Below are 25,320 nucleotides of genomic sequence, written 5' to 3'. Positions count from 1 at the left end.
CGGCATCGGGGCGAGTGACGACCGGGTCACTGGCGCTTGCGTGGTGACGGGTGGGGCCGATTGAATGCGGACGTGAGTGTTGTGCGGGAATTCGATATCTGCGTGGTCGGGCTGGGGCCGACCGGGCGGGGGTTGGCCCATCGGGCCGCGGTGGCCGGGTTGCGAGTGGCCGCGGTGGATCCGCGGCCGGAGCGGCTGTTCCCGCCGACATTCTCGTGCTGGATCGATGAGTTGCCGGAGTGGTTGCCCGCGAGTGCGATCGCGCAGCGGATCGCGGCGCCGACGGTATGGACCAAAGGCGAGCACCGGATCGAGCGGCCGTACTGCGTGCTCTCCAAAGCTGGGCTGCACGCGGCGTTGGCCTTGGACGACGCGACCGTCTTCGCGGATCGGGCGCGGCGGGTGGACGCCCACGAGGTGGAGCTCGCGGACGGGACGGTGATCTCGGCGGGGGTGGTGTTCGATACGCGGGGGCTGCCGACGTTGGGCAAGCGCAGGGCCGCCTCGGCCCACGGAATCTTCGTCGACGCCGAGACCGCGGCGCCGATGGTCGCGGAAGGCGAAGGGCTGCTGCTGGATTGGCGGCCGGAGAACGGTGCGGGCCCCGACGAGCCGCCGTCGTTCCTCTACGCGGTGCCGCTCGGGGACGGGAGGGTGATCTTCGAGGAGACCAGCCTCGGATTGCGCGGTGGGATGCCGCAGCACGAGTTGCGCAAGCGCACCCTCACCAGGCTCGCGGCCCACGGGATCACTCTCACCGGCGACGAACCGCACGAGGCCGCCCACTATCCCCTGGATCAGCCACCGCCGAAGAAGGGCACCGCGGTGGCGGTGCCGTTCGGCTCGCGCGGCGGGATGATGCACCCGTGCACCGGCTACAGCGTGGCCGACTCACTCGCGCTGGCTGACACCGCGGTAGCCGCGGTGCAGCGCGGCGAGGATCCGATCGAAGCCCTCTGGCCGTGGCGGGCCAGGGCCGTGTACTGGATGCGGATGCGTGGCCTGTGGGGTCTGGGTCGACTCACCACCGACCAGTCCATCGCCATGTTCGACGCCTTCTTCACCGAATCCGAACGCCGCCAGCACGCGCTGCTCTCGGCCCACGACGACTACTCCGCGCTCGGCGCAGCCCTGTTCAACACCGTCGCCCACACCTGGCCGTTCCGCTGGCGCTACGACCTCGTCGGCTGGACCAACCGCGACCGCTGGGTGGACTACCCCTTCGCACCCGCCGGCGCCGACTCACCCAGCCGATAACGCACTGATCGCCGCCACAGCGTTCGTGGCGGCGATCAGAGTGCGGCGGTCTCAGGACGACTCGGCGGCCTTCTTGTAGCCGACGATCGCCGGGTAGGCGAAGACCGCGACCATCCCCACCGTCCAGGCGACGGTCTTGAGCAGCGGTTCAGCGACCGGCCCACCGTAGGACAGCCCCTTCATCGCATCGATCGCACAGCTCATCGGCTGATTCGCGACCACGTCCTGCAACCAGGTCGGGTAGGCGAAGACCGGAACGAAGCCGGTGTTGAAGAACATCAGCAGCGTATTGAGAATGCCGATGAGGCTGATCAGCATGACGCCCTCGGTGATCGTGGCCAGGGCGGTCACCATCACCGCGAACCCGATGCCGAACAGCACCGGCACCAGGACCAGCGCGATATTGGCGAGCGGGTCCTCCATGAACAGGAATCCGAGCGGCACCGCGACGAGCAGCACGATCAACGTGGTGATCAGGATGCGCAGCATCTCGGCCAGCAGTCGGCCGGTGAGCAGCGAAGCCTTGTTCAGCGGCATCGTGTAGAACCGGCTGAGCAGTCCCGATGCCTTCTCCCGCTTGAACCCGAGCGCACTCACCACCGCGCCGGTCATGGCCGCGACCAGCGTCAGCAGCGCGGCCTGGCCGTAGATGCTGGGAGCGCCGGTGGCCGCGGTGATCGAGTCACCGAGCACGATGCGGAACATCAGCAGGGTCACCGCCGGGTAGGCGATGGTCTGGATGGTCGTCGAGGGGTCACGCAACCACACCATCAGCAGCCGCTTGGTCTGGATGAGGCTGTGGGTGAACCACACCGACACCGAACTCTCCGGCTTGGGATGCACCACCGGCAGGTCGGCCGCGGCCTCCTCGACCGACGACTTCTCGATTGTTGTCATGATCGCCTCACACTCGCCCACACAGCCAGTGGGAGGAAGAAAACAGCCAGTCCGCCGAGCCACGCCATCGACACCCAGGTGCCTGCCCAGCTCAGATGGCCCGCGGCCATATCGCTGAGGGTCTGGGCGAACTGGGAGATCGGCTGGTTGCGCGCGAACGGCCGCACCCACGCCGGGAAGCTGGCCTCCGGCACGAACCCGGTCGACATCATGCCGAAGATCAGAATCGGCAGGGTGAGGGCCTGGCTGAGCGCCTCGGGGTTCTTGGTGAGGCTGCCGAGCGCGTCGGCGCCGAGCGTGAGCACCACGCCGACGCCCAGCGCGAATCCGCAGAACGCCAGAGCCTGCGCCCAGCCGCCGGTGAACCGGAAGCCGATCACATAGCCGTAGCCGACGGTCGCGATCAGCGAGACGATCGACCGCACCAGACCCGCGCAGATCCGCGACATCAGCGGAACCAGCGAACCGATCGGCATCGTCTGGAGTCGGGTACTCAACCCGGTGAGCGCTTCGAACGCCGCGAGCTGCGCGTTCGACATCATCGTCATGGCCATCGTCTGCAGCACGACGATCGGCATCACGTACTGCGCGTAGTCGATGCCCTGGACCTGCATCACGTACCGCAACGGCAGGTAGAAGGCCACGGTGACCACGAGCGGGGTGAGCACCGCGACGATCAGCTCGCCCTTGGTGGCCATGGTGCGCACGATGCGCCCGGTCAGCGCGCGCCACTGCGCGAAACTGCTCGGGTGCACAGCGGGAAGCTCGGCGAACAACATGTTCGCCGCAGGGGTGGACACGCTCACTAGTGGCCGCCCGAGTGACCGGTGATCGACAGGAACACGTCGTCGAGCGAGGGCCTGCGCAGCGCGATGTCGGCGAGATCGATGCCCGCGTTGTCGAGCCTGCGCAGCGCCTCGGCGAGGGTAGCGGCGCCGTCGGGAGCGGGGATGGACAGCTTGTCTGCGCCCTCGATATCGGCGGCGACGACAGCGGGCACCAGGTCACCGAGGGCCTGCACGGTCGCCGGGAGGCGGCTCAGGTCCAGCGGGACGATCTCGCAGTAGCTACCGCCGGTCTTGGCCTTGAGCTGGTCGGCGGTGCCTTCCGCGATGACGGTGCCCTTGTCGATGACGATGATGTTGTCGCTGAGGACGTCGGCCTCTTCGAGGTACTGCGTGGTGAGCAGCACCGTGATGCCCTGGTTCTTGAGCGCGGTGACCAGGTCCCACACGCCCTGCCTGCTGCGCGGGTCGAGGCCGGTGGTCGGCTCGTCGAGGAACACCACCTCCGGCCGCACGACCAGTCCGCAGGCGATGTCGACGCGACGGCGCATACCGCCGGAGTAGTTGCGCACGGCTCGTTTACCCGCACTGACCAGGTCGAACTCTTCGAGCAGCACCTCGGCGCGCTTGCGGGCGGCCGACTTGGTCAGGCCCATCAGGCGACCGAACAGCTCGAGGTTCTCCCGGCCGGTCAGGTTCTCGTCGAGGGCGGCGTACTGACCGGTCATCATGATCGAGCGACGCACGGCCGCGGCGTCGGTGAGCACGTCGTGCCCGGCGACAACGGCGGTGCCGGAGTCGGGGCGCAGCAGCGTCGACAAGACCTTGACCATGGTGGTCTTTCCTGCACCGTTGGGTCCGAGGATGCCCAGCACACTGGCCTTTTCGGCCTGGAAACTGATGCCCTGCAGGGCGTGCACGTCACCGAACGACTTGCGCACGTCGGACACCAGCACCGCGGGTTCACTGTCGCGCGACGCGACGCCACCTGCGGGCGAATCCACTGAGATCGAACTCGGCATCAACTCTCCACCATCGGCCGGGTGCGCACGGCCCTGAACGAGACGAGCGCACGCGGAAAAATTCTTCCCGGTAAGTGATCCATACCGTTCGGCGCGATGTTACCGGTCCGGCGGTTTTCCCGGCCCAGGTCGGCGTCGATGCGCCCGGTTTGCCGGTCCCGACTTCGGCTACCGCAGTGGTGTTGCTCACGTGGGCAGTGCAAGGGCAGTGCGCTGACCTTGTCGGCCGGGCCGCGCACCCATACGCTGACAGCGGGGAAACACTTCGTCTCACCGGCCCGCACGCGGGCGTGTTCGATCTTGTGGGGAGGTGACCATGGTCGAGTCGGCTTCCACTGCCGCGCCGATCGGTCGATCCGATGTGCTCACGGCCTTCGATCCGCGCACCGGTGAACAGCTCGCGCAGTATCACATCCACGGCACCGCCGAGGTCACCCGTGCGGTGCGCACCGCACGGGCCACCCAGAACTGGTGGGGGGAACTGGAATTCGGTGAGCGCAAGCGCCTGTTACTCGACTGGCGCCGCCAGATCGCCCGCAACGCAGGCGAATTGGTGGATATTCTGCGCAGCGAGACCGGCAAACCGGAGGCCGACGCCACCCTGGAAGTGATGCTGGCGGTGGAGAATCTGGACTGGGCCGCCCGCAACGCCGCGCGCACGCTGGGTCGCCGACGCCTGTCCACCGGCTGGTTCACCCGCAATCAGCACGCCTCCGTCGGCTATCTGCCGCTGGGTGTGATCGGGGTGCTCGGCGCGTGGAACAACCCGGTGTTCACGCCGATGGGTGCGATCGCCTACGCCATGGCCGCCGGTAACACGGTGGTGTTCAATCCGCACGAGCTCAGTACCGGTGTCGGCACCTGGCTGGCCGACAGCTGGGCCGCGGTCTCGCCCGAACAGCCCGTCCTGCAGTCGGTTACCGGAAATTCGCGGACCGCGACCGCCCTGTGCAAGGCGGAGGTGGACAAGATCGCCTACGCCGGGCCCGAGGCCCGCGGACGCGAGGTGATCGCCCTGTGCGCCCAGTCGCTCACGCCGGTGGTGGTGGAGAACAGCGGCAAGGGCAGCATGATCGTGCACGTCGACGCGGTGCTCGACGCGGCAGCGGAGGCGGCGGTGTTCGGCGCGATGGCCAACGCCGGGCAGAACTCCTCTGGCATCCAGCGCTGTTATGTCGCCGATTCGGTGTTCGACGACTTCCTGGCCAAAGTGGCCGAGCGGGCGGCCAAGCTGCGTCCCGGCGCCGACAATCGCGCCTCCTACGGTCCGATGATCAATGCCGCCCAGGTCGACGTGGTGCGCAGACAGGTCCGCGACGCGCTCGCCCACGGCGGGCACGCGGTGCTCGGCGGACTCGATTCGTTCCGCGACCCGTATGTGGAGCCGATCGTGCTGGCCGAGGTCCCCGAGGACAGCATCGCGATCACCGGCGAGGGGATCGGCCCGGTACTCGTGGTGAACCGGGTCGCCGACCTGGCCGACGCGGTCACCCGGGTCAACGCGGCGGGCAACGGCATCGCCGTCACCATCTTCACCCTCGACATCCCCAGCGCGGAGTTCATCGCCGAACAGCTGAAAGTGGGTGTGGTGACGGTGAATTCGTCGACCGCGTTCACCGGCATCCCCGCTCTGCCGTTCGGCGGCGTCGGCGAATACGGCCAGGGCCACAGCCACGGTCAGCAGGGTCTGCACGAATACAGCCGCACGATGTCGATCGCCCGCAGGCGCTACCGGGCGCCGATCCGGCTGTCCACCTTCGACCGTCGCCCCGGGCATCTACAGACCGCGAGGGCGATCTTCCGCCTCCGCCACGGCCGCGGCTGACCTACTAGTTCTCGTCCGCCGAGCCGCTGCCGAGCAACACCGCGTCGGTGAGTGCGGTGAGGCGGGCCAGCTGTTCGGGACGCGAGTCGAAGCGCAGCAGGCGACCGACGTCGATGATCTGACCGACGGCGGCGTGCACGCGGAAGCGCGCTTCGATCGGGTCGTCGTCGAGCAGGTTCGCCCATTCGAGGATGTTCTGTCGCTGGATGGCGCGCAGGCGGTGCTGCTCGGCCTGCGGGAGGTTGCTGAACTCCGCGTAGTAGACCGGCATGATCTCGGGCGTCGCGAAGGTGAGGCGAGCGTGCTGGTCGGCGATGCGGCGGGCAGCGTCGGCGCGGTCGTTGCTTTCGGCCAGCGCCTCGCCGATCGCGACAGCGAGTCGGTCGGCAGTGCGATGAAAGGCCGCCGCGAGCAGGTCGGCCTTGCTGTCGAAGTGTCGGTACACGCTCGAGGCGTTGATGCCGACGGCGGCGCCGATCTCCTCGATGCCCGATTCGTGATACCCGTTGCGGCCGAAGATCCGGATCGCCTCGGTGAGCAGCTGTTCACGTTTCGAAGTCACCGGCAGGCCACGGGTCTGCTTGTCGGGCTCGGCCGCGGCGGGCGTCGGCGGCAACTCGGCGCGCACGATCGCCCAGGCCATCTCGAGCTGCACCGCGAGCATGCGTCCGTGCGAGAGGGTGGTGCGGTGCGCGGCGATACTGGCCAGCGAACTCAGCGCGCCGACCGCGAGCAGGATCACGTCGTCGGCGCTCGCCTCCGGCCGCACCTCGGCGATCCGCGCGGCGACGTTCGCCTCGAGTTCGCGATAGAACGCGCGGATGCGCACCCGATCATCGGGCTCGAGGTAGCGGCGTTCCCAGCGGTAGAGCCCGGCCTCGCGGCGGATGTCGATATTGCGTTCGGCGACGGCGGTGAGCACCGCGTTCAGCCTGGCCTCCGGGCTCAGCGACGGGTCGTCGGCCGCGGCGGCGACATCGCGCAAACCCCGAGCACCCTCCTCGGCGGCGGCCACGAGCAGCGCGTATTTGTTGGCGAAGTGGCGGTACAGCGCGGGTCCGGAGATACCGACCTCGGCGGCGATCTCGTCCACGCCGACCGGGTAGTAGCCCCGCGCACTGAACGCACGGGCGGCGGCCCGCATGATCTGCATCTTGCGGTCCTTCGGCCTGCGGCGCACGACGCGGGCAGGTGCGGTCGTCGGCTCGCGGGCCGGTTCGGCCTCACTGCGATCGGCGACCATGCACTCACTTTCCGTTGCGCGAACCAGGTTGGACCAGTCAACCTAAGTTAACCACAATTCGCAAACGTCGAGGGCAGGTCTAAGAAATGGAACCGCCCCGGCAGCGACGTACTCGCTACCGGGGCGGTTCGGGAGAAGATCCGTCTACAGGCCGAGTCCGCGAGCCAGCGTCGGCCACGACAGCTTCAGCTCGTCCTTCCAGTAGCCCCAGGAGTGGGTGCCGTTGGGGCGGAAGTTGAAGGTCGCCGGGATACCGAGCTCGTTGAGCCGGGTGGCCAGGTTATGCGTGCAGTAGTTGGTGCCCGCCTCGATGACGCCACCGATGACGATCTGGTTGGCCAGGCCGTAGGCACCGGGCAGCGCGTACGGACCGTCGAGCGTTTCGTACGGGCCGGGCAGACCGTTACCGGTGGAGACGTAGAGATCCACGCCGCGCAGACCTTCGGCATTCACGTACGGGTCGTTCTCGACCCACTCCTGCGAGCCCTGCGGGCCCCACATGTTCATGGTGTTGCCGCCGCCCCAGGTCTCGACCGTGACCTTGACGAACTCCGAGCCGACGGGGTCGGAAGTCTGCGCGCAACCGCTGTAAGCGGCGGCTGCCTTGTACAGGCCGGGCTTGGCGATCGGCAGCGCGAGGACGGTGGTGCCCGAGGTGGACAGGCCCGCGATCGCGTTCACACCGTTGGTGCCGAGCGCGCCGTCGACCAGCGGGGGCAGTTCCTCGGTGAAGAAGGTCTTCCACTTGTTGCGCCCGAGGACCGGGTCGTCGGCGATCCAGTCGGTGTAGTAGCTCCAGGCGCCACCGATCGGCTGGATGACGTTGACGTTCTTGTCGCTGAGAAACTTGAGCGCGTCGGTCTTGGCCACCCACGACGCCGAATCCTCGCCGCCGCCCGCACCATTGAGCAGGTACAGGGTGGGACGCGGGACCGAGGCGTCGGCGGGGCGCTGCACGTCGACGATGATGTTCTGGTCCATGGCCGCGGAGTACACGTGCAGTCGCAGACTGCGCGAGTCCTTCACTTCGGCCTTGACGATCTTGGAGCCGTCCTCGGAGACCGGGTTGGCGAGCAGGCTCTTGGAATCGATGATCGGGTCAGCTGATGCCGGGCTCGTACCGATGCCGGACATCAGTCCCGCCGCCACTGCCGTTGCCGCGATCATTGCCGCGGCCCGGGAGCCACGACGCCGGGTGTGCCGACGCATCAATTTCGCACCTTCGCTTCGTCTCGAATTCCGATTCGGTCCGTGCTCCCCTGCAGGGCACGAAGTTGCAACACGCCAGACCCTACGGGTTATCCGGTAGCTACAACAGGGGTAATCGTTACAACAGCGCGGTCACATCATGCCTCACCGGCACCACTGATGTCATCGCGCCCCGGCGTAAATGTCATCGCGCCCCCGCCGCACGGTCACCGGCGTCGAGCAGCTCCGCCAAACGTGGCCCGATCTCGGCCAGCGCCTGCGGCGAAGTCATCTGATCATGCACCACCGCGACCGGCCGATCACGCACCGCGCCGTCGACATACGGGGCCCAATTAGCCGCCGCCGCCTCGTGTCCGAGCGCGCTGAAGTATTCGATCCTGCCGTGGAACACCGCGGGCCGGTGCTCGGCGATCAATTCGGCCGAGCGCACCGCGCTGCGATAGATCCGGCGCACCCGTTCGGGGGTGAGCACGGCCATGTTGGCCGGGATGATCGCGTGCAGCGCGGCCAGTGCGTCCTCGCTGAGTTCACGCACGCCCGCGGCAGGCAGCGCCGCGCTGATGTCGACGCCGAGTTCGGCGAGCGCGTCGCGGACCGCGGTGTGGAAATCGGGCACGTCGATATCGGGATGCGAATCCAGCATCGCCAGCAGCGACACCTGCTCCCCCGCCGCCTGGAGTTCGGTCGCGACGGCATGGGCGAGCACGCCGCCCAGCGACCAGCCCATCAGCCGGTACGGCCCGTGTGGCTGCTGGGTCCTGATCTCGGCGGCGTAGCGGCGCGCCATCTCGGCGAGCGTGCCCGGCAGGTAGCCCGCCTCGCTCAGCGCGGGCGACTGGAGGCCGAAGATCGGCCGTCGGGCCGGAATGTACTGCGCCAGACCGGCATAGCACCAGGACAGCCCGTACATCGGGTGGATACAGAACAGCGCGCCGCCCGCCTCGGTGCCGTGCGGGACCCGGTTGCGGATGGCCAGCAGGACACCGAGGGCGTCGTCGGATTCGAGGTCGGAGGTGAGGTCGTGTTCGCCGCCGGCGGACTGGGTGGCGTCGATCCGCTCGGCCAGCGCGGCGACGGTGGCGTCGGTGAAGAACCACTGCACCCGCACCTCGGCGCCGACCCTGGTGCGCAATCGGCTGATCGCCTTCGTGGCGACCAGGGAGTTGCCGCCGAGTTCGAAGAAGTCGTCGTCGAGACCGACCTTGCCCGCGCCGAGCACCTCCGCGTAGACCTCGGCGACCGCACGCTGCAACGGTGTGGTCGGCGGGCGGTAGGCGCGGGTGGTGAAGGCGGGGACGGGCAGGGCTTTGCGGTCGAGCTTGCCGCTGGCGTTGAGCGGCAGGGAAGGCAGCAGCACCAGGCTGGCCGGAACCATGTAGGACGGGAGCGCCGCCCTGGCATGGGCGAGCAACGCGGATTGATCGAAACCGGTAGTGGTGGTGCCGCTTTCGATCGAATACCCCTCGGGGCGAGCCTCCGCTCGAGCTTCCTCGACCTGCGCCTCGGCGGGCACGATATAGCCGACCAGACGGTCACCCGTCGGGCCGTGCACGAGCGCGACCGCGGCGTGCCGGACGCTGTGGTGGTCGCGCAGCACGGCCTCGACCTCGCCGAGTTCGATCCGCTGTCCGCGCAGTTTCACCTGGAAGTCACTGCGGCCCAGGTATTCCAGGCTCTCGTCGGAGGTCCAGCGCACGACGTCGCCGGTGCGATAGAGCCTGCCGCCGCCGGGACGGGCGACGAAACGTTCGGCGGTGAGCGTGGGAGCGCCGAGGTACCCACGGGCCAGCTGTACGCCTTCCAGGTACAGCTCCCCCGCGGTCCCGGGAGGGACCGGTCGCAGTTGACGATCGAGCACGTGGACGCGGGTGTTCGCGACCGGCGTACCGATCGGAATACCCACGGCGGGACCGGCTTCGACCTGGGCCGCGGTGACCACGGTGGCTTCGGCGGGCCCGTACCAGTTGACCAGCGTCGCCTCGGGCAGCACCTGCGCGAACCGGCGGGCGGTCGAGGACGACAGCGCCTCACCCGCCGCGAAGACCCAGCGCAGCGAGGGGAATTCGCCGCTGTCGCGATCGGTGAGGAACGCGTCGAGCATCGACGGCACGAAATGCACGGTGGTGACGGCGCGTTCGGCGATCACCTCGGCCAGGTAGGCCGGATCACGGTGCCCGTCGGGGGCGGCGATCACCACGGTGGCGCCGGTGTGCAACGGCCACAACAACTCCCAGGTGGCGATGTCGAAGGTGACCGGGGTCTTGTGCAGCACCACGTCGCCGGGGCCGTGCGGGTAGGTGCGCTGCGCCCAGCGGAACTGGTTGACCAGCTGTCGGTGGGTCAGCATGACGCCCTTGGGCGTTCCGGTGGACCCGGACGTGTGGATGACGTAGGCGAGATTGTCCGCCTTCGGCATCTCCAGCTCGGTCACTTCCCCACTGACAGCGTCGATCTCGATGACGGGAATGCCCGAGGTGGTCGTGAATCCGCCGACGGCGAGCACGCAGATCGGCGCGGCGGCGGCCAGCACCCGTTCGGTCCGCTCGGCCGGATGGTCCGGGTCGACCGGCACATACGCCGCGCCGGTCCGCAGCACCGCGTAGATCGCGGTCACCAGGTCGATCCCGCGCCGCATCGCGACCGCGACGAGCGTCTCCGGCCGCGCTCCCCTGGCCCGAAGCCCGGCGGCGAGTGCGCGCACGCGGTCGTCGAATTCCGTGTAGGTGTAGGCGGTTTCACCGTCGACCAGTGCGGTGGCGTCCGGTGTGCGCTTGACCTGCGCGTCGAACAACGACAGCAGGGTGGCCTCGTCGAGCAGTTCGGGTGCGTCGGTGGCATTGACCGCCGCCAGCGTCGCGCGCTCCTCCGCGAGCAGCACGTCTATCTCGGCGATCCTGGCGTTCGGGCTGGCGGTGAACCTCGCCAGCAGCATCGAGAGGCGTTGCGCCATGGCATTCGCGGTGTCCTCACCGAACACATCGCGCAGGTACTTCACCGATACCCGGAGCTGCCCGTCGGCGACGACCTGCACGGTGAGCGGATAGTGGGTGCCGTTGGCGGCGTCCATCCCGGTGACAGCGGCCGACCCGGACGCGGCCTGCGCGAGCCCCTCGCGGTCGACCGGGAACGACTCGAACACGACGAGCGAATCGAACAGCGCGTCGATGCCCGCGATCTCCTGGATCTCACCGAGGCCGAGGTAGTGATGATCGAGCAGCGCGGCCTGATCGTCCTGCAGCCTGCGCAGCAACTCGGCGACGGTATCGCCGGGATGCAACCGCACCCGCACGGGAATCGCGTTGAGGAACAGCCCGACCATCCGCTCCACACCCGCGAGCTGGGCGGGCCTACCGGAGACGGTGGCGCCGAACACCACGTCGTCGCGATCCACCAGCCGCGCGATGAGCAGACCCCACGCCGCCTGGACCACGGTGTTCACCGTGACGCCCAGGCTCGCGGCGAGCTCGCTCAGCGCGGTGGTGTCCGACGGCGAGAGCGCGAAGCCGGTCTCCCCCGTGCCCGTGGCGATCTCGCGGCCCTGATCGACGGGTGCGAGCGGCGTGGGCTCGGCCAGACCGGTGAGCGCGGTGCGCCAAGCCGTCCTGGCGGCTTCGAGATCCTGGGCGACGAGCCAGGCCAGGTAGTCGCGGTAGGGCGCGACCTTCTGCAGACGCCTGCTCCGGCCGCCGATCATGTACGCGGTGAGCAGCTCCTGCAGCAGCAGCGGCGTCGACCAGCCGTCGATCAGGATGTGATGGCTGGTGACGAGCAGATGCGCGGTCCCCTCGGTGCGCACCAGGGTGAACCGCAGCAGCGGCGCGGCGGCCATATCGAAATGCGTGGCCAGGTCGGCGGCGCGGATGCGCTGGTAGGCGGCGTCGTCGGCGTCGATGACCTGCCACGGCACGTCGATGTCGTCGAGCACCACCTGCAGCGGGGTGCCCGCGGCGTCGGTGGCGAACGCGACGCGCAGGTTGTCGTGCCGGTCGAGCACGGCCTGGGCCGCCTCGTGCAGTCGTTCGGCGGCCACGGACGGGTCGAGGTCGAGGACGAACTGGGTGATGTAGGGGTCGACCGAGTTCTCCGCGAGCAGCGCGTGGAACAGCATTCCCGACTGCAGCGGGGTCACCGGCCATACGTCACTGAGCAGCGGGTAGCGGCGGACCAGGCGCGTCAGCTCGGTCTGGCCGAGACGCACCAGCGGGAAGTCCGACGGCGTGAATCCGCCCGCACCGGGCCGCAATCCGTGTTCGGCGAGTCCACCGAGCGCGCGGATCCAGTGTTCGGCGAAGGTTTTGACCGCGTCCGCGGTGAGTACGGCGGTGGCGTAGTCGAATCGGGCGACCAATCCGTCGTCGGTGGCATCGACGGTGAGCACCAGTGCCAGGTCGTCGGTGGCGACGTCGGTGTGCACACGCGCCGGGCGCAGGTCGCGCATGCGCACCGCGAAGCGGCCGCGGTCCAGCGTGCGGACGCTGTCGGAGGTCTCGGCGTCGAGGTAGCGGAGCAGGCCGAAACCGGCGCCGTGGGCGGGGACCGCGCGGCGCAGTTCCTTGATCTGGGCCAGGGCCGTCCCCGCGGCGGGGCCGCCGACGAGCGCGTCGGCGACGTCGATCCCGTCCAGGCGCAGCGCCAGCGGGTAGTCGGTGGTGAACCCGCCGACCACGTCCTCGGCGTCGGGGCGACCGAGCAGGCGCTGGTCGGCGCGCAGCCGCACCACCGTGCCGATCACCCGTGCCGCGGCGGTGTCGGCCCCGGTGTGCAGCGCCAGCGCGGCGGCGGTGAGCAGCACCTCGTCCACAGTGGCGCGGTAGGCGTCGGCGACCGTGCGCACCGCGGTGGTGCCCTCACCGGTAATGCTCAGCGAGACCCGGTTGCGCTGGTGCAGATCGACGGATTCGCCTGCCCTGGAACGGATCGCGCGGTGCCAGTACTCACGTTCGACGCGCGCCGCGGGGGTGGCCGGGTACTCGGCGAGTCGGCGTACCAGGTCACCGAGTCCGGCATCGGGCGCGGCCGGTGCCGCGTGTCGGCCGCGGCTCCATGCCGAGGTCAGCTGGTCGATCACCGCGCGCCACGAATTCTCGTCGAGGACAAGGGCATTCGCGACGACGACCAGGGTGGCCGAGCTACCGGCGTCGCCGGTGAGCACGAAGTGGATATTGCGCCCCTCGTCCGGGTCGAGCGCCGCGGCGGCCGCGGTGACGATGTCGTCGACGGGCAGCGAGGACTCACCGTCTTCGGTGTCGAGCCTGCGGAAGGCGCCGCCGGTACGTTCGTCGGGCGGCGGGATGCGCAGCACCGGGGTGTCGCCGGTGCGGTCGAGCAGTGCCCACAGCATCGGATGCTGGCTCATCACCGCGGCCGCGGCGGCCGCGACGGCCTGGTCCGGGCAGTCGGCCGGTACCTCGAGCAGCACCGCACGTGGTTCGACGGCGCTGCCTCCCGCTTCGGTGAGCTGGGCGGCGGTCGCGGTGAGCGGGAGCGTGGCGGACGGGACGCCCGGTTCGACGGTGACGTCGGCGCGTCCGGCCAGCGCGGCGACGGTGCGCGCGTCGAACAGATCACGCGGTCGCAGCACCACGCCGGCCGTCGTGGCCCGCGACACCACCTGGATGGCGGTGATGCTGTCGCCGCCGAGGGCGAAGAAGTCGTCGTCGAGACCGACCCGGTGGTGGCCGAGAACGTCGCCGATCACGCGGGCGATGGTCTTCTCGGCGGCGGTGCGTGGCGGGCGGTATTCGCCGCGGACGGCGGCCGGGTCCGGCAGCGCGCGCCGATCCAGCTTGCCGACCGGGGTCAGCGGAATCTCGTCGAGGACGACGATCGCGGCAGGCACCATGTAGTCGGGCAGCACCTGTGCGGCGAGCCCGGTGAGCTCGGCGGTGTCGAGAGCCCTGCCCTGATCGGCCATGACGTAGGACACCAGCATGGTCGAGCCGCTGCCGTTGTCGCGGCCGAGCGTGGTGACCCAGGCGACGCCGGGTGCGGCGGCCAGCACGGCGTCGATCTCACCGAGCTCGATGCGCAGACCACGGATCTTGACCTGGAAGTCGTTGCGGCCCATGAACTCGAGAACATCGCCGCGTCGGCGGACGAGATCGCCGGTGCGGTAGAGGCGTGCGCCCGCGGGGGCGCCGGGCCGATCGCCGAAGGGGTCGGCGACGAAGCGCGACGCGGTCAGAGCCGGGCGCCGGTGGTACCCGCGGGCCAGTTGGACACCGCCGAGATAGAGCTCGCCGGTGACGCCTTCGGGGACCGGACGTAGGCGTTCGTCGAGGATCAGGGCTCGGGTGCCACGGATCGGGCCGCCCATGTGGACCGAGTCGCCAGGACGCAGCGCGTCGCTGATGGCGGTCATGACGGTGGTTTCGGTGGGTCCGTACCCGTTGTGGAAATGTCGCTTGGGCAGCGTGTTCCAGCGTACGGCCAGGTCGGCGGGTACGTGTTCGCCGCCGACGATCAGGGCGCGCAGACCTGGAAGGCCGTCGGGGTCGAGAGTGGCCAGAACCGAGGGGGTCAGGAAGGTGTGGGTGACGCCCTCGGTGCGGATCAGCTCGGCGAGTTCGGTGCCACCGACGGATCCGGCGGGAGCGACCACGAGGGTGCCCGCGCCACCGATGGCGAGCAGCAGTTCCAGCATGGACGCGTCGAACGACGGTGAGGCGAAAGCCAGTGCGCGCGTAGCGGAGTCGAGGTGGTAGCGCTGTTTCTGCTCGGCGCAGAAGTTGGCGAGTCCGGCGTGGGTGACGACGACGCCCTTGGGCAGACCGGTCGAGCCGGAGGTGTAGATCATGTACGCGGCGTTGCCGGTGTTCGGCGGGGCGAGCAGTTCGATTTCGCGCAGGCCGACGGTCGCGCAACCGGCGATCTCGGCGGTGAATGCCCGATCGTCGAGCGCGACCCAGCCGCCGTCGCCGGGCAGCGCGGGCAATTCGGCGAGTTCGGCGGCGAGGGTGATGCCGAAGACGGCGCCCGAGTCGGTGACCATGTGGCTGATCCGCTCGGCGGGGTAGCCGGGGTCGATCGGCACGATCACCGCACCGGTCCGTGCGATCGCCCACACCGCGAGCACCGATTCGATCGAGCGCCGAATCGCCACGGCGACAGTGGCTTCCGGGCCGGCACCGCGCGCGATGAGTCCGCGCGCGAGCTGGTTGGCGGCGGCGTCGAGTTCGGTGTAGGTGAATCCGCGACCGTCGCCGCGCAGGGCGATGCCGCTCGGATTTGCGCGCACCGCATCGTCCATCAACTGCGCGAGGGTACGTGCCGGCTCGGCCGCCGGGCCCGCGAACGTGATCTGCGCGCGGAATTCGGCGGGGTCGAGCAGGTCGATATCGCCCACGGCGAGGTCGGGGTCCGCGGCCACGGCGGCGAGCAGACGGACGAAGCGCTGACCGAAGCTCCGCACGGTCTCCGCGTCGAACAGGTCCGTCGCGTAGCCGAATTCGGCGTACATGCCGCCGTTGTCCTGCTGCTCACGCACGGTGAGCAACAGGTCGAACTTGGCCTCGGCGGTGCGGGCATCCAACGCGCCGACCGTGATCCCCGGCAGTTCGAAGGCCACCGGGGCGAGGTTCTCGAACGACAGGGCCACCTGGAACAGGGGGTGTCTGCCCGCCGACCGCGCGGGCTGGATCGCCTCGACCACCCGCTCGAACGGGACGTCGGCGTGGGCGAAGGCGCGCAGGTCGGTGTCGCGGGTCTGGGTGAGCAGCGCGGTGAACGGATCGCTCTCGGTGATCCGGCTGCGCAGCACCAAGGTGTTGACGAACATGCCGACCAGATCGTCGAGCTCACGGGCGCCACGGCCCGCGATCGGGGTGCCGATGGCGACGTCGTCGGTGCCGCTGAGCCTGGCGAGCAGCACCGCGAGCGCGGCCTGCACGACCATGAACACCGTGACGCCGTGCGCGCGGGCCAGTCCGGCGAGCTCGGCGTGTAGTGCGGCGTCGATCTCGAAGGTGCTGGTGCCGCCCGCGAACGACTGGACCGCCGGGCGTGGCCGGTCGGCGGGCAGCGCGATTTCCTCGGGCAGCCCGGCGAGCTCGTCGTGCCAGTAGGCCAGCTGGGCGGCGGCCGTGGAGGTGGGGTCCGCTTCGTCGCCGAGTGCGTCTCGCTGCCACACGGCGTAATCGGCGTATTGCAGCGGCAGCGGCGACCACGCGGGCGGCGAGCCCGCCGTGCGCGCGGTGTAGGCGAGGACGAGGTCGCGGGTGAGCGGGCCCATGGAGAACCCGTCCGCGCTGATGTGGTGGGCGACGAACACCAGGACGTGGTCGTCGGCGCCGAGGCGCAGCAGCCGCAACCGGACCGGCGGCGCGGCGGTGACGTCGAATCCGGTGGTGACGGTGCGGCGCACCTCGTCGGTGAGCTCGTCGCCCGCGACCTCGACCGGTGTCAGGTCGACGCGGACCGCATCGGGCGCGAGCACATCCTGGATCGGCACGTCCCCGCGCGCCGGATAGCGGGTGCGCAGTACCTCGTGCCGGGCGAACAGGTCGGCGACGGCGAGGCTGAGGGCGGGCAGGTCGAGGGCGCCGGTGAGGCGGATCGCGGCCGGGATGTTGTACACGGTCGCATCGGGATCGAGCCGGTTGAGCAACCACATCCGCTGCTGTGCCAGCGACAACGGCACCCGCTGCGGGCGCGGTCCGGCGAGCAGCCGCGGCGCGGTCGCCTCGTCCGATCGGTGCACGCGCAGTGCGAGATCGGCCACCCTCGGCGCCTCGAACAGCAACCGGACCCCGACCGCGCGGTCGAGCGCCGTCCCGATCCGGGCCGCGGCCCTGGTGGCGAGGAGCGAGTTGCCGCCGAGGGCGAAGAAGTCGTCGTCGGCGCCGACGGAGGCGACGCCCAGGATCTCGCCGTAGACCTCCGCGACCAACTGTTCGGTGTGGGTCGCGGGGGCACGGAAGGTGGCGGCCTCGAAGACCGGTGCGGGCAGCGCCTTTCGATCCAGCTTGCCGTTGACGGTGTAGGGCAGCTCCGCGAGCGCGACGAAGGCGTCGGGGACCAGATAGGTCGGCAGCTTGTCGCGCAGCGTGGACTTCAGCTGCGCGACATCGAGATCCGCGCCGACCACGTAGGCGACCAGCCGGTCACCGAAGTGCGGGTCGGTACGAGCCAACACCGCGGCCTGCGTCACCTCGGGCAGCCCGAGCAGGACGGTTTCCACCTCACCGGGCTCCACCCGGAATCCACGGACCTTCACCTGGAAGTCACTGCGGCCCAGGTAGATCAGCTCGCCGCCCACTGTGCGGGCGACGAGGTCGCCGGTGCGGTACATACGCGCGCCGGGCTCGAACGGGTCGGCGACGAAGCGTTCGGCGGTCAGGGCCGCCTTGCGCAGGTAGCCGCGAGCCAGCTGGATGCCGCCGAGGTACAGCTCGCCCCTGATGCCGGGGGCGACGGGGCGTAGGCGCTCGTCGAGGACGTAGACGCGGCTGTTCCATGCGGGACCGCCGATCGGCACGGTCAGCACGTCGGCGGCGCTCACCCGGTGATCGGTGATCGAGACGGCGGCCTCGGTGGGGCCGTACAGGTTGTCGATCCTGGTGCCCGGCAAGGCCTTCAGCAGGCGCTGGGCCAGTGCGGCGGGCAGGGATTCGCCGATCGCGAGGATGCGGGTCAATGGACCGACACGGCCCGAACCCGTCAGCCCGGCGCCGTTCTCGTCGTGCGAGTGCGACTCCCAGTAGCCCGACAGCGCCTCGAGCAGGGAGGGCACGGCGGTCAGGGTGGTGACGCCCGCGTCGGTGATCAGGGCATCCAGGTAGGCGGGGTCGCGGTGGCCGTCGGGGGCGGCGATCACCAGGCGGCCACCACAGACGGCGGCGGACCAGAATTCCCAGACCGACAGGTCGAAGGTGGCGGGGGTCTTCAGCAGGAAGGCATCGGCGGCGGTCGTACCGAATTCACCACGGAGCCACTGCAACTGATTGATCACCGCCGCGTGCGGCACCGCGACACCCTTGGGACGACCGGTGGAGCCGGAGGTGAAGATGACGTAGGCGGTGTTCTCCGGGTGCAGCGGTGCACGGCGGTCGGCGTCGGTGATCGGGCGCGGATCAGCGGAGGCGATCACCGGGTGGTCGACCCGCACCACCGGCGCGGCGTCGGTACGGAAGCCCTTGGTGAGCACGCAGATCGGGGCGGCGGTGTGCAGGATGTAGTCGGTGCGATCGGCGGGCTGATCGGGGTCGATGGGCACGTAGGCTCCGCCGGACCTGGTCACCGCGTACATCGCGACCACGAGATCGATCGAACGCGGCAGGGCGAGCGCGACCAGTGATTCCGGGCCGACCCCGATCGAGATCAGGTGGCGCGCGAGCTTGTTCACGCGTGATTCGAACTCGGCGTAGGTGAGCTCGAGGCGACCCTCGGGCAGATCGGCCACGAGTGCGACGGCCTCGGGCCGGGCGACCAGCGGCAGATCGGCGAGCGTGCCACCGGGCACAGCGAGATCCGCTGCCCCGCTGACTGTTTCGGATGCCCGCTCGACGGCCGTTCGTAGCTCGATATCGCCCACCACCACGGCGGGCTCGCGCACCACGGCATCGAGCACCAGCGCGAGCCGGTCGGCGAAGGCTGTCACCGTCGCCGCGTCGAAGAGATCGGTGGCGTAGGTGAAGAAGCCCTCGATGCCGGTGGGAGCCCCGTCCGTGTCGTACCCGTCGCCGACGATCAGATGCAGATCGAATTGCGACACAGCCAGTTCCGCGGACACCGGCGCGATCCGCAATCCAGGCAACTCCAGTTCGGCACGGTCCACGTTCTGGAAGGAAAGACCCACCTGGAACAGCGGATGACGTGCGGTGGAGCGCGGCGGATCGAGCACCTCGACCAGCCGCTCGAACGGAATATCAGCGGCGGCGAACGCGGCGAGATCGCTCGCGCGCTGGGCGGCGAGCAGTTCGGCGAAGGTGGCGCCACCGTCGTAGCGGGTGCGCAACACGACGGTGTTGACGAACATGCCGATCAGATCATCGAGTTCACGCTCACCGCGTCCGGCGACCGGAGTGCCCACCGCGACATCGGCGGCGCCGGCCAACCGCGCCAGCAGCACCGCGAAGGCGGTGTGCAACACCATGAACACGGTCGCGCCACTCTCCCGCGCGATCCGGGTGAGCGCGGCGTGGGTATCGGCGCCGATACGCACCGGCACCCGGCCGCCCGCGAGGGAGGCGACCGCGGGCCGCGGGTAGTCGGCAGGCAGTTCCAGCAGATCCGGCAGGTCGGCGAGTTCGGAACGCCAGAACGAGAGCTGTTCGGCGCCGGCGGAATCCGCGTCGTCTTCGGCACCGAGCCGGTCCAACTGCCACAGCGCGTAGTCGGCGTACTGCACCGGCAGCGGCGGCCGATCCGGGGCATGGCCCGCTGCTCGGGCGAGGTAGGCGGTGGTCACGTCGCGCACCAGCGGCGCCATCGACGAGGCGTCGGCGGCGATGTGGTGCACCACCACGGCCAGCACGTGCTCGGTGGGCGCGTCGGGTCCGCTGCCGGTGATGTCGAGCAGCCGGACCCGCAGCGGAACCTCGGTCGTCACGTCGAACGCGGTCGACGCGAGTGCGGTCACCTGTGCTGTCGCGTGGTCGGCACCGATCCGGTGCACGGTGACGTCGAGGTCCACCGCGTCGACCGGCAGGATCTGCTGGATCGGTCCGTCGGCGGTGTCGGGGTAGATCGTGCGCAGCACCTCGTGGCGGGCCAACACGTCGCGCAGGGCGTCGGTGAGGGCGGGCACGTCGAGGGTGCCGGTCAGGCGTAGCGCGAAGGGGAGGTTGTAGGCGGCGGCTCCGTCGTCGGCGCCCTGGTCGAAGCGGTTGAGGAACCACATGCGGCGCTGGGCGGGCGAGAGGGGCAGCACGTCGGGGCGGGACAGGGTGCCCAGCCCAGAGGTCGGTTCCGCCACCACATCGGAGCCGAGAACAGCGGCGAGCGCGGCAACCGTGGGGGTTTCGAAGAGCGTGCGCACGGCGACTCGGCCACCGGTGGCGGCACCGAGCCGGGCGACCAGGCGGGTGGCGATCAGCGAGTTGCCGCCGAGAGCGAAGAAGTCGTCGTCGGCGCCGATATCGGTACGGCCGAGGACTTCGCCGAACAGACCGGCGACGAGCCGCTCCTGGGTGGTACTCGGTGCGCGGAACGCCCGCGCGGTGAAGCTCGGCGCGGGCAGTGCCTTGCGGTCGAGCTTGCCGCTGGGGTTGAGCGGCAGTTCGCCGAGCACGGTGATCGAAGCCGGAACCATATAGACCGGAAGGGTTTTGGAGACAGCGGCCCGAAGCCGGTCCGGCTCGGTGCCGTGACCGTGGGCCGGCACCACGTAGGCGACCAGCTGGTCACCCAGCTCGGTCGAGACGACCAATGCCACTGCCTGGCTCACGGATTCGTGCGCCAACAGCGCGGTCTCGATCTCACCGAGCTCGATCCGCTGACCACGGAACTTCACCTGGAAATCGATACGCCCCAGGTAGTCCAGTCGGTGCGGGGCGTTCGAGGTGGGCCGTCGCCACACCACCAGGTCGCCGGTCCGGTACATCCGCGCGCCCCGCACGGGGCCTGGAGTATGCACCCCTTCGGGCCCGCCGCCGGACGCCGAGGCGAAGGGATCGGCGACGAAGCGATCGGCGGTCAGGCCGGGTCGCGCGAGGTACCCGCGGGCGAGCTGATCCCCCGCGAGATAGAGCTCCCCCGCGATACCGGGGGGCACCGGCCGCAGCCGCTCGTCGAGGACATAGACACGGGAGTTCCACTGCGGCAGTCCGATCGGCACCGAGCGCTCACCCGGACGGGCGGGCCAGTAGGTCACCGAGACAGCGGCTTCGGTCGGACCGTACAGGTTGTGCAACCTGGCCGAGCTGACCGCGGCCATGGCATCGACGGTCTCCGCGGGGAGCGCCTCGCCGATGACGAAGATCTCGCGCAGCGACTCCAGGTCGGCGTGGCCAGCGGGCCCGGAGTCCGGGTCGGCGGCCGCTGCCTGGGCGGCGAACATCGTGAGCATCGACGGGACGAAGTCGGTGACGGTGACCTTGTGCTTGCCGATCAGGTCGATCAGATAGGCGGGGTCGCGATGGCCGTCCGGGGTGGCCAGCACCAGTTTCGCGCCGACGCGCAGCGGCATGAAATAGCCCCACAGCGACACGTCGAAGGTGGTCGCGGTCTTCTGCAGGTACACATCACCCAGCGCGAGTGGGTACTTCGCCAGCATCCACACCAGCTGGTTGTGGATGGCGGCGTGCGAGATCGCGACGCCCTTGGGCTTACCGGTGGAACCCGAGGTGAAGATGACGTAGGCCGGGTGCTCGGGGCGCAGCGGCGCGCGCAATTCCGAGGGGAGGAGCGGATGACCCGGTACTCCGACGACATCGAGATCGTCGAGCACCAGCGACGAGGTGCCTGCCGGGACCGCGATGGCATCGGCGCGGGTGCTCAGCACGCAGGCGGGCCGGGCGGTGTCGAGGATGTAGGCGATGCGCTCGGCCGGGTGGTCGGGGTCGAGCGGCACATAGGCGCCGCCCGCGGTGAGCACCGCGTACATGCCGATCACCAGTTCCGGTGAGCGGCGGATGGCCAGGCCGACAAGACTTTCGGGACCGACGCCCTGCTCGATCAGCACCCGGGCGAGGACGTTCACGCGCTCGTCGAACTGCCGGTAGGTCAGCTCCGTGTCCGCGTAGACGAGCGCGGTGGCGTCCGGATGTATCTGCACCGCACGGCGATACGCGTCGAGCATCGGTTCCGGCGGTACCGGATGACGGGTGTCGTTCCAGCTCACCAGGGTCTGCTCACGCTCGGCCTCGGTGAGCAGATCGATGTCGGCGATCGCGATATCGGCGTCGGTGACGACCGCGTCGAGCAGATGGGTGAACCGGGCCGCCAGGGATTCGATGGTGTCGGCGTCGAACAGATCGGTGGCGTAGTTGAACGACGCGGCCATCGGCTCGGTCGGATCGGCACCGGGCACGATGGTGAGCTGCAGGTCGAACCGTGCCACCGCACCACCGAATTCGACGGGCGTGGCGTCGAGGCCGGGTAGTCGCAGGTTGGGCAGGTCGAGGTTCTGGAAGAACAGGGCTACCTGGAACAGCGGGTGATGGGCCTGCGAGCGAACCGGATCGAGCAATTCGACCAGGCGCTCGAACGGCAGGTCCGCGTGGGCGAACGCGGCGAGGTCGGCGCGTTTGGTCGCGCGCAGCAGTTCGGCGAAACTCGCTCGCGGGTCGAGGTGTGAGCGCAACACCAGCGTGTTGACGAACATGCCGATCAGGTCGTCGAGTTCGCGGGCGCCACGCCCGGCCACCGGGGTACCGATGGCGACGTCGTCGGTGTGCGCGACACGACCGAGCAGCACCGCGAAAGCCGCGTGTACGACCATGAATTCGGAGGTGCCGCTGCGCTGGGCGAGCGCGGCGAGCGCGGTGTGCACCGGCGCCGGGATCTGGAAGCCGAATTCGGCGCCGCGGCCGGTGAATACGGGCGGGCGAGGGCGATCGGTGGGCAGGTCGAGGCGGTCGGGCAGACCCGCGAGCGCGCTACGCCAGTGCGAGATCTGGGCGGTGGCAACCGAATCCGGGTCCTCTTCGGAGCCGAGCAACTCGCGATGCCAGAGCGTGTAGTCGGCGTACTGCACCGGCAGTGGCTGCCACCTGGGTCGCGAGCGGTTGCGACGAGCGAGGTAGGCACCGAGCAGGTCACGCAGCAGCGGCGCCACCGAGGCGCCGTCGGCGGTGATGTGGTGCAGGGCCACGGCGAGCACATGGTCATGCGGCCCGAGCTCGGCCAACGCCACCCGGAACGGCACACCGGCGGCGACGTCGAACCCGGTCCCGGCGAATTCCGCCAGCCACAGCGGCAAGTCGTCCTCGGTGAGCGAGTCGACCAGCACATCGGGGACAGCCTCGGCCATCGGCAGGACCACCTGGTGGCCGACACCGTCGACCACAGCACCGTATTCGCCTGCGCGCGCACCACGCTCACGCTCGTCGGCGTTGTAGACCGGGTACCACGTGCGCAGCGATTCGTGCCGACCGACCAGGTCCGACAGCGCCGCGTGCAGCGCGCGAGGGTCGAACGGTCCGGACAGTCGCAGCGCGAACGGGATCGTCTCGGCGGTGGAATTCGGATCGAATTGGTTGAGGAACCACATCCGCTGTTGCGCGGGCGAGAGCGGGATCAGCTCGGGACGCTCGCGCGGTACCAGCGGCGCATGCCCGCCCGCACCCTTCAGCGGCTCCAGCAGCGTGGCCAGTCCTGCGACAGTGGGACTTTCGAAGACGTGACCCGCGGGTACCCGCGCCGAGAGCTCCGCCCCGAGGCGCGCCGCCGCCCGCGTGGCGAGCAGCGAATTGCCGCCGAGCGCGAAGAAGTCGTCATCGGCGCCCACCGGGTTCTCCGGCGCGAGCAACTCGGTGAAGATGTGCGCCACCAGCTCTTCCATCGCACCAGAGGGCGCACGGAATTCCTCGGCACGCAGGGTCGGTGCGGGCAGCGCGGCCCGATCGAGTTTGCCGACGGGAGTCAAGGGGATGGCGTCGAGCACGGTCAGCGCGGTCGGCACCATATGCGTGGGCAGACCGGTCCTGGCGTGCTCGAACAGCTGGTCGGTGTCGATTCGCGCGCCGGGTGCGGCATGCACGTAGGCGGCCAGAATCGTGGTGCCGTTGTCGAGTTCGTGCCCGATGGTCACGGCGAAGTCGACGGTGTCGTGCGCGGTCAGCACGGTATCGATCTCACCGAGCTCGATCCGGAACCCGCGCACCTTCACCTGGAAGTCGTTGCGCCCCACGAACTCGATCGCACCGTCCACCCGGCGACGCACCAGGTCGCCGGTGCGATACATCCGCCCGTCGGCACCGGCGAAGGGGTCGACCACGAAGCGCGACGCGGTCAATCCAGGCTGACGGTGATATCCACGCGCCAACCCGTTGCCCGCGATGTACAGCTCGCCGATCATCCCGTCTGGCACCCGAACCAGGCGCTCGTCGAGCACGTACTCGGTCACCCCACGCAGCGGCGCACCGATGTTCATCGTGTCGCCCACCACCAGCGGCGCGCTGATATTCGTCACGATGGTGGTCTCGGTCGGCCCGTAACAGTCGTGGAACCGGCGCGAATCCGTGGCCCAGCGTCGGATCAGGTCCGGCGGGCAGGCCTCGCCACCGGTCGTGACCACGGCCAGCGCGTCCAGCCCGGCCGGATCGAGCGAGGCCAACGCGGCAGTAGTGATGAACATGTGTGTGACGGCCTCGCGACGCAGCACATCGGCCAGCTCGGCGCCGCCGAGAATGCCTGCGGGTACGAGCACCATCGCGGCCCCGGCGCCCACCGCCATCAGCAGTTCGAGCACCGCCGCGTCGAACGAGGGCGACGCGAAGTGCAGGGTGCGTGAGGTCGGCTCGATCGCGTAGTGCGCGCGCTGCTCGGCGCAGTACCCGGCCAGCCCGGCGTGCGTCACCACAACGCCCTTGGGCAGGCCGGTGGAACCGGAGGTGTACACCACGTAGGCGGGGTGTTGCAGCCGCAGCGGGCGCACCCGGTCGGCGAAGGTCACCGGATCGCCGGACTGATCGTCGGTGGCGCGACGCACGCCGTCGTCGTCGAGGCACAGCCAATCGAGCGCACCCGGCAACCGGTCCACCGCCGCACCGACCGCGACGCCGAGCACAGCACCGGAATCGCCGAGCATGTGACTCACACGGGCGGGCGGATAGTTCGGGTCCACCGGCAGGAACGCCGCACCGGTCTTGGTCACCGCCCACATCGCCAGCACCGATTCCGGCGAACGCGGAATGCCGACGGCGACCACGTCCTCCGGACCGACGCCGCGGGCGATCAGCAGCCGCGCCAGGCGGTTGGAACGTTCGTCGAGCTCGGCGTAGGTCCAGCGCACCGGTGCCGAGACACCGTCGTCCCAGGAGAGCGCGAGCCCGCTCGGGTTCGACTCCACGGCCACGGACAGCAGTTGCGGCAGCGACTTCCCGCGCTGCCGGGCGCGGGCGCCAGACGCCCGGTTCGCCCGGGTCACGACAGTTCCGTCCGATCGACGGAGTCGACTTGCCGTTGCCCGGTCATGCACAC

The 25,320-nt window shown here is 69.7% G+C and carries 8 protein-coding genes; 2 read left to right on the top strand and 6 right to left on the bottom strand.

The window, feature by feature from the left end; all coding sequences use genetic code 11:
* The first annotated feature begins 72 nt into the window (after positions 1-72).
* A complete protein-coding gene (locus IBJ82_RS11365) occupies positions 73-1,257 on the top strand; it encodes a lycopene cyclase family protein (RefSeq protein WP_194825854.1) in 1,185 nt (394 codons plus the stop codon).
* A gap of 51 nt (positions 1,258-1,308) precedes the next feature.
* On the opposite strand, the gene IBJ82_RS11360 is transcribed toward IBJ82_RS11365, so the two are convergent.
* The 3 genes from IBJ82_RS11360 to IBJ82_RS11350 are packed head-to-tail and all read right to left on the bottom strand — an operon-like array spanning position 1,309 to position 3,961.
* Complete coding sequence (locus tag IBJ82_RS11360) at positions 1,309-2,154, bottom strand: ABC transporter permease (protein WP_194825853.1); 846 nt, start codon at positions 2,152-2,154, stop codon at positions 1,309-1,311.
* Positions 2,151-2,954 carry an ABC transporter permease gene (locus IBJ82_RS11355; protein ID WP_370585270.1) on the bottom strand — a complete coding sequence of 268 codons (804 nt, stop codon included), beginning with the start codon at positions 2,952-2,954 and terminating at the stop codon, positions 2,151-2,153. Before IBJ82_RS11355 ends, IBJ82_RS11360 begins: the two co-directional genes overlap by 4 nt.
* Before the next feature lie 5 nt (positions 2,955-2,959).
* Positions 2,960-3,961, bottom strand: coding sequence for an ATP-binding cassette domain-containing protein (locus tag IBJ82_RS11350; protein WP_194825852.1), 1,002 nt, complete (start codon positions 3,959-3,961; stop codon positions 2,960-2,962).
* Between the two features lie 316 nt (positions 3,962-4,277).
* On the opposite strand from IBJ82_RS11350, the gene IBJ82_RS11345 reads away from it, so the two are divergent.
* Entirely contained in the window at positions 4,278-5,786 is a 1,509-nt protein-coding gene (locus tag IBJ82_RS11345; RefSeq protein ID WP_194825851.1) for an aldehyde dehydrogenase family protein, read from the top strand.
* Positions 5,787-5,790: 4 nt separating this feature from the next.
* Here IBJ82_RS11345 and IBJ82_RS11340 read toward each other — a convergent pair whose 3' ends face one another.
* The 3 genes from IBJ82_RS11340 to IBJ82_RS11330 form a co-directional block, all read right to left on the bottom strand.
* Positions 5,791-7,029 (bottom strand): TetR/AcrR family transcriptional regulator, encoded by a 1,239-nt coding sequence (locus IBJ82_RS11340; RefSeq protein WP_194825850.1) that lies wholly within the window; start codon positions 7,027-7,029, stop codon positions 5,791-5,793.
* A 144-nt stretch (positions 7,030-7,173) separates the two neighbouring features.
* Complete coding sequence (locus tag IBJ82_RS11335; protein ID WP_194826225.1) at positions 7,174-8,196, bottom strand: alpha/beta hydrolase family protein; 1,023 nt, start codon at positions 8,194-8,196, stop codon at positions 7,174-7,176.
* Positions 8,197-8,422: 226 nt separating this feature from the next.
* Positions 8,423-25,318: an amino acid adenylation domain-containing protein gene (locus IBJ82_RS11330; protein WP_370585269.1), complete on the bottom strand. Its 16,896-nt coding sequence runs from the start codon at positions 25,316-25,318 to the stop codon at positions 8,423-8,425.
* Between the last annotated feature and the right edge of the window lie 2 nt (positions 25,319-25,320).

The sequence above is a fragment of the Nocardia sp. XZ_19_231 genome (genome assembly GCF_015355705.1).
Classification (GTDB): domain Bacteria; phylum Actinomycetota; class Actinomycetes; order Mycobacteriales; family Mycobacteriaceae; genus Nocardia; species Nocardia salmonicida.
Note: the sequence above shows the minus strand (reverse complement) of the source record. Positions and strands in the feature narration are given on the sequence as shown.